This is a genomic window from Streptomyces sp. CA189 (genome assembly GCF_056428985.1).
Map to the genome: position 1 here is coordinate 1 of NZ_JBWJVM010000151.1, position 6,764 is coordinate 6,764.

A 6,764-nucleotide genomic window follows, 5' to 3' on the forward strand; every position below is an offset into this window, starting at 1 on the left:
CGCCGATGGTACTGCAGGGGGGACCCTGTGGGAGAGTAGGACGCCGCCGAACAATCATTGTGGGAAAGCCCCGCACCAGCCCTTATAGGGTTCGGTGCGGGGCTTTTCTGCGTTTACGGACCGGTGCCTGCTCAGCTGCCGGCGCCGCGTGCACGACGCCGACCAGTCCTATTGCCGGGGCCGCCAGACGTAGCGGACGTCGGGCTCGTGCTCCTCATTGCGGAGCCCGTCGGTACGTTCAACCGCGATGAACCCGTGCCGCTCGTAGAACCGTTGCGCCGGTCCGTTGACCTGGAACGTCCACAGCCCGAGTCCCTCCGGCCGCTGCTGCTTGGCCAAGGCCACGAACCGGTCGCCCAGGCCCCTGCCCCGCCACGACGGATCCAGGTAGAGCTGCTCCATTTCCTCGCCGTCGAGTACGAGGAGCCCTACGACGGAGCCGCGTGCCGCTGCGATCCAGGTCTCGTACCGCGGCACGACCACGGAGGAGAACCAGTCCCGTACCTCGTCATCGCCGTGCGCAAGACGCACGGTCGGCAGCGCGGCCTTGAAAGAACGCAGCCACATGTCGGCCATGTCGCCCGCATCAGAGTCGGCGGCCCGCTGGAACACAACCTCAGCACTGTTCACAGCGCGCGACTATCGCAGACGCGTGCCCCTGCCGCATCCGGATTTGCAGCGTGGCCCGCCACTGGAGCAGATGGCCTGCCAGCGTCGCACCATACGGGGCGGTGGCGTCGGAAACGTGTGTGACAAGGCCGCGAGCCTTTGGCACGATCGCTCAGCTGTCCTTGTTCTCGCTGCCCGCTCCTGGAGGAACGCCACGGACGTCAACTACGAGCTTGCTCCGGCCCGGTTGCCGTGGTCGGCCGTCGATCCCGACCTGATCGCCTTCGACTGGGACGATGACGAGTCCTCCGAGGTCTCCGCGACGATCGCCTCGATGGTTCCTCCTGCCGGTGCCGGGTGGGAAGAGAAACATCGCTTCACCAAAGAGGTCACGGCGCTTCTGGCCGCCCGATACGGCCGATGGGTCTGCGGATGGCATTGGGCGGTCGGCGAGGGCGGCGGTGGTGGCGTCGTCGGCAGTTGGTGCTGTGCTTCCGACTCCGTCGGCGAGCCCGCTGCGACGGCTGCCAACGTGGTCGCGTCGCTGCTGGAGTGGCGCGACTGGCTGGAGGATCTGGCCGAGCGGTTCGCGCGATTGGCGCCGCCCGCCGGGATGGACGCCCAGGCGCGCAGTTGGCACCTGGAACGGGCGGCGACCCGACTGGTGACAGTGGTAGTGGACCGCACGGGTGCCGAATGCGGCTGGTACGGGCTCTGTCACACCGTGCTCACCTGGTTCCTCTCTTCCACGGGCATGGGGCCGGAGACGGCGAAGCACGCGGTCGACACCGCGATCGGTGGACGGTTCAAGAGCTGGGCGGAACCGCCTCGGACTTTGATCGACTCCGTGGGTGAGGATTTCGCCGTAGGCCTGACCGGAGAGCGGCCTTACCGTGACCGCTGACGCCTTGGCTGCCTGGTGCCATGTCAGGAACCAGGTCGACTGGGCTTCGGCGGCGGTCGGTGAGACGCCGGCCCCGGTCGAGACGACGGTGGACGGCCTCCGCACCTGGTGTGCTGCGGGAGGCCGTTCCTCGGATCAGGCTCGAGGTGACCGGCTGCTCGCCGCGCTGGCTCGATCGCGCGCGGACGCTTCCCGGAAGCGCCCGCTCACGTACGTGCTCCTGGCTGACTGGCAGCGGCTCGTCCTCGGCCGGCCCGAGGTGTCGTTCCGACGAGGCGACGCCTTCGCCAAGGGGGGCCGTGAGCGCTACGCGCTGACGCCCTACACCCAGCGGGACTTCGAGCACTGTCTGCGCGACAGCGCCGACCCCGGAGTGCCCCTGGCCTCCCGTGCGGCGAGGGCCCATCTGGACGTGGCCTTCTTCCACCCCTTCCCGGACGGCAACGCCCGCCTTGCCATGCTCACCCTCGCCTATGTCCTCGAGCTGGGGGGAGTTCGGCTGGACCAGACCGGCCCCCTGCAGACCACGCGTTACGCGGATGACGCCGCCGGCGCTGCAGACCTGGCTGCCCTGGTGTCCGTACTCATCCGCTCGACCCATCACCGAGCGACCAGAGCCCCTCACTGACGCCGCCGGGTCCGCGCATGCCGGGACATCACGGCCACACCCCCTCAGGGAGCGCTGCCTAGGATCACCGCGCTGAGGAAACCGCGTGACGCCGCGCTTGCCGACCAACTTCACGACGCCAATGCGGGGTTGCGAGCATGGCCATACGAACGACGCGATCGAGCGACGCGGAGCCGAGCGGTGATTCGTCGGCGCGCAGGGCAGGACCAGCCGGGAGAGCGCATGGAAGGCCCCCGCGGACGGCAAGGTCCTCGGCCAGGCAACGGCCTCGCCGTACGACAGTGACGGGACCTTGCTGCACGACGGCGACGAGGCCCGGCTGGCCGGCGCCGTGTTGGTGCGGAGCCGGTCCGACGGCCAGTATCGACACGCGGCATCTGGCGCACCTCAATTGCGGCCCTGGACCGCACAAGCACTGGGGTGCCCACAAGCCTGCTCAGGTGACTGCGGGCAGCGGTCTCACCGTGCTCCCCTATCGGGGATCTAGGTGCAGTCGGGTCCTTCGGCGTATAGGCCGTCCACTGGGAGGCGTTCCGTGGTTGTTTCGGCGCCGCGCTGGACGGTGACCGTGATGGAGCCCTTACGACGTTCTGTGAAGGCCACGCCATAGAGGGTCCGCTTACCGTCTCCGGTGGTCTGGAGCTGTCGCACGGGGAGCGGCGCGCCGTTGCAAGTGGCGGATACGACCTTCTCGTGGTCGGCCGCGAAGTACTCGATCCAGCCCAGCCAGGGGTCGCCCTCATAGCGGACGAGCTGTGGCGTCTCACTCACCGGCGGCCGCTCGGGGCGGGAGTCGCACGCTATCTGCGAGAAGCCGCCGATCGTGGCGTGGCAGAAGCGTCCGTCCGTCGTCAGCCAGGGCAAGGCGACTGCACTGCCTTGCACCGCGGCCACGGCGAGCCCCTGCTCGCCCGGCGCGTCCTTGCCCTTCACGGTTTCCTGCGCGAGCACGGCGGAGCGCGCTTCCCTGATCGCTGCAGCCTCTTCCTCAGTGCCGGACGTGGAAGCCGCCGGAGACGGCGGCGAGGAATTAGTGGTCGTCGACGGTGTGGGCCTGGTGCTCTTCGCCCCCGTGCTGGCAGTGCAGGCGGCCAGTACTGCGACTCCGATCCCTGCGACCGCGACTCCAAGAACGCTTCTTCCTCGTCTTCCCAGCATGTCCACTCTCCCCGTTTCCCCCGTTGCGTTGAAGCGATCTTTCCAGCGTCGTGCCCCGGCCAACAGGGTTTCCTGGGCCACTCATTCGGATCACCTCCGAGTTGTCGAGGGGGTCTTCTTCTGCTGGGTGAATGCGTCGGGTCATGAGGGTGATGGCGGCCCAGGTGATGAGGGCCTCGCGGTGCTGTACGAGCCTCTCGTAGTCGCGGGCATGGCGGCGGGCGTGCATGAGCCGGGCAAGGGTTCGTTCGACAACCCAGCGGCGGGGCAGCACGACGAATCCGGAGGCGTACTTGGGCCGGCTGACGGTCTTGATGGTGAGGCGGAGGTGGGTCTTAGCCCAGGTGACGAGCTGGCCGGCGTAAGCAGAGTCGGGCCAGACGATGGTGATCTCGGGGTGCATGAGTCGGAGGCGGAAGAGGACTTCCTTGGCCGCGTCGCGGTCGGTCATGTCGGCTGGGGTGACCATGACCAGCAGCGGAAGTCCGCGGGTATCAACGACGATGTGCCGTTCACGGCCGTTGATCTTCTTCGCCGCGTCGTATCCGCGTGAGTCCTTCCCGACGGTCTCGGCGGCCTTCACGCCCTGAGAGTCGATCACAGTCGTGACGGCTCTGGGAGCCTTGCCCATGTCTCGGCGGATGCGTCCGCGCAGGTGGTCACGGCTCTGACCGACGACGCCAGCAGCAGTCCACCTCGCCATGAAACCCCAGACCGTCCTCCACAGCGGGTAGTCGGCCGGGAGTGCTCTCCACTTGCAGCCCGTGTCGACGACGTAGCGGATGGCGTCGAAGATCTCTCGCCTGGGGTGTTTCTCCGGGGCCCCGCCAGTCGCGGTTTCGCAGGCCGGGACGGGCAGGAGCGGTTCGACCAGGGCCCACTCGGCGTCGGTGGTGTCCGAGGGATAGAGGCGGTTGCGATGAGGTCGAGGGTGGATTCGATGGGTTGAGCTGGGCGACGATATGTGCTTGACCCACTTGTCGCCCGTGTGGACGGTGGCGTGGGGTGCGACGGTTCCGGTGATGAAGCGGCGGAAGGCGGTGAGCTTCTCGTTGATCACGGTTCGTTCGTAGGCTTCCAGGGCTGATTGTTCGGCTCCGAGCTGGTAGCCGTCGCCCCTGGTCCAGATCAGGGGCGGCCAGTTGTTCGCGGCGATGATGTCGCGCAGGCAGTCCAGTCCTGCCCGTGCTCGGCTGGGTGAGAGTTCGCTGGCCGCGACTATCTGGTGGAAGAGGAGACCCGCGAGGCGGGCCTCGAAGAGGATGAAGCGGAGTGTGTCGGCGTGCCGCTCTGCGGCCTGGCCCCGGCGCCGTGACGCGCGGGGCATGGCTACTGGCCGCTCAGGAGACGGGCGAGTTCGCCGTCGACGTCGACCTTGCCGGTGTCGACCGCTGTCTCGATCCAGTCCAGCGTGGCCCTCACGCGGGCCACGTTCTCGTGAACGATCGCCTTTCCGCCTTGCCGAGCTGGCGATCCCGCAGCCCCGGAACGGAACGGTACGGCCGACGGAGGCGACGAAGGAGTGGCAGGCCGTGACCAGGTCCATGAACTCCATGGTCCGCTCGATCTGGCGGACCGCCGGCGCGACCGGACTCGTGCGTTCGAAGTGCTCGCGGGCCTGGCGGCCCCGCTCGACCTGGGTGTGATTGACCTCGTGCCGGGCCCGATCACCGGACACGGCCTTGAACGCGACATCTGGCCGGCGCAGGAGACCCGTGGTGACCTCGGTGGCGACGGACTCGTCGGTCTTGCCCTCGGCCGAAGTGCAGATCGCGTCGAACCGCTCTTCCTCGTCCTCTATACACGCCAGGATGTGGTGGACCTTGAAGGAAACGTCCGGCCTGCGGCTCTCCTGCGGCCACCGCGAGGCGGTGAACCGGGCCGCCTTGACCGCGCGGAAGGACAACCCGATGTCCTCCGCCAGCCTGGTCAGCGAGTCGCGGACGACCGGAATCCTCTCGCCAGCGGGCCGTCCGCCGACCTCACGCAGCGGCTCGATCTCCAGGGCGCGGTCCCCGATGACGAACGACGCGCGGGAGTGCTGTTCGACCACTTCGCGCAGCTCAACGACGATCTGCTCGTATCGCTGCTTGCTGACGCTTCCGACCTCGATGTGATTTTCGGGCATTGGCTTTCACCACCCAGAGCGGACCGGGCACGGCTCTCAAGACCGTGACAGAACGCGGTCCGCTGCCCTCACAGCGTCAGACCGGAAAACCTCTGATCGCAAAACACCCCGTGGAAATAGATGGAACTGGACATAGTGTGACCGGATGGGCGTTCGCCCTGCGGTTACCGTGACCGTTCGCCGAACGAGTCGCTCCGGGCCCTCACCTTGCACCGCCCCGAGCGATACATGGCGTTCGACCGCCGGTCCAACCCGGCGATCCAACGCGTCCCGCAGACGGCGCACTCCACCACGCCGGCCCCGCCCGGCCGGGGCAACGTCATCGACTTCGACCTACGCGACGTCCGCCGCTTCCGCGTGCCGTTCGGTGAGGGGGGTGGGAAGCAGCGTGCGAACCTCCCCCGCGAGGGTGCCCATGTCGACCGGGCGGCTCGTGTCGACGGTCCGGACGGGGCCGCCCAGTGTGAGAGGGCCGGGGTGGGAGGCCCAGGCAGTGACGCGTTCGTGGATCTGCTCGGGGGTGAGGTTCTGGTCGAGGTGGCCCGGGTGGCGCTTGCGGGTGCGGAAGCGTTCGGCGACGAGGAGCGTGGGGCAGTCGCAGAACACCTCGACCAGGTGGGCGTCGAGCCGGCGGAGCCGGCCGGGGGCGGTGTCGTGGTGCCACCAGTTCACGAGTACGGCCCGCCTGGCATCGGAGGCGAGAGCGAACAGGATGTCGTCGGCGGCTCGGCTCAGCCGGTGGCGCCAGGTGTGATCACCTACGCCGAGGGAGTCGTAAAGCGACTCGAGGATCACGTCCTTGTCGATGACCGGCAGGTCCAGCTCTGCGGCGAGGCCGCGGGCCAGTGTGCTCTTTCCGCTGGCAGGCAGGCCGGTGAGGATCACGAAGGCGTTGTCGGGCACGACGTCAGTGTGCGGCAGCCCTACACCGTGGTGGGCCGCCGTGTCGCGGGGATTTTGACGGTGCAGGGGGCGTCATGTAGAGTCAAACGGTTGCCTGGAACTGGACAAGTTCGGCAGCCGGCCCCCAAAGAAGCAATTCAGAGTGGGCACCCTCGACTCCTCATCCAGGAATCTGAAGCCGGGAAATCCGGTGGAAAACTTCTGATAGAGTCGGACTCGCCGGAAAGGGAAACGCGAAAGCGAAGAACTGGAAAGCGAAACCCGCTTCGACCGGGAATCGGACACGAAAGAGTCTGATAGAGTCGGAAACGCAAGAACAGAACGAAAGCCCGGAGGAAAGCCCGAGAGGGTGAGTACAAAGGAAGCGTCCGTTCCTTGAGAACTCAACAGCGTGCCAAAAATCAACGCCAAAAAGTTGATACCCCGTCCATTTC

At 67.4% G+C, this 6,764-nt stretch carries 5 protein-coding genes and 2 pseudogenes; 2 read left to right on the plus strand and 5 right to left on the minus strand.

Annotation, left to right across the window (positions count from 1 at the left end; translation table 11 throughout):
- Nucleotides 1-168 precede the first annotated feature (168 nt).
- Nucleotides 169-630 (minus strand): N-acetyltransferase family protein, encoded by a 462-nt coding sequence (locus AC061S_RS44020; protein WP_478691507.1) that lies wholly within the window; start codon nucleotides 628-630, stop codon nucleotides 169-171.
- 22 nt (nucleotides 631-652) lie between these two features.
- On the opposite strand from AC061S_RS44020, the gene AC061S_RS44025 reads away from it, so the two are divergent.
- Both AC061S_RS44025 and AC061S_RS44030 read left to right on the plus strand, forming a co-directional pair.
- Complete coding sequence (locus AC061S_RS44025) at nucleotides 653-1,513, plus strand: hypothetical protein (RefSeq protein ID WP_478691508.1); 861 nt, start codon at nucleotides 653-655, stop codon at nucleotides 1,511-1,513.
- A 214-nt stretch (nucleotides 1,514-1,727) separates the two neighbouring features.
- Nucleotides 1,728-2,141 carry a Fic family protein gene (locus tag AC061S_RS44030; protein ID WP_478691509.1) on the plus strand — a complete coding sequence of 138 codons (414 nt, stop codon included), beginning with the start codon at nucleotides 1,728-1,730 and terminating at the stop codon, nucleotides 2,139-2,141.
- Between the two features lie 483 nt (nucleotides 2,142-2,624).
- Here AC061S_RS44030 and AC061S_RS44035 read toward each other — a convergent pair whose 3' ends face one another.
- From AC061S_RS44035 to AC061S_RS44050, 4 genes and pseudogenes are all read right to left on the minus strand, one after another.
- Nucleotides 2,625-3,092 carry a hypothetical protein gene (locus AC061S_RS44035; protein WP_478691510.1) on the minus strand — a complete coding sequence of 156 codons (468 nt, stop codon included), beginning with the start codon at nucleotides 3,090-3,092 and terminating at the stop codon, nucleotides 2,625-2,627.
- Nucleotides 3,093-3,429: 337 nt separating this feature from the next.
- A pseudogene (locus AC061S_RS44040) lies at nucleotides 3,430-4,236 on the minus strand (IS5 family transposase); the annotation flags it as partial.
- 392 nt (nucleotides 4,237-4,628) lie between these two features.
- Nucleotides 4,629-5,427, minus strand: a pseudogene (locus AC061S_RS44045) (DUF6192 family protein).
- 333 nt (nucleotides 5,428-5,760) lie between these two features.
- Nucleotides 5,761-6,330, minus strand: coding sequence for a P-loop nucleotide/nucleoside kinase family protein (locus AC061S_RS44050; RefSeq protein WP_478691511.1), 570 nt, complete (start codon nucleotides 6,328-6,330; stop codon nucleotides 5,761-5,763).
- Between the last annotated feature and the right edge of the window lie 434 nt (nucleotides 6,331-6,764).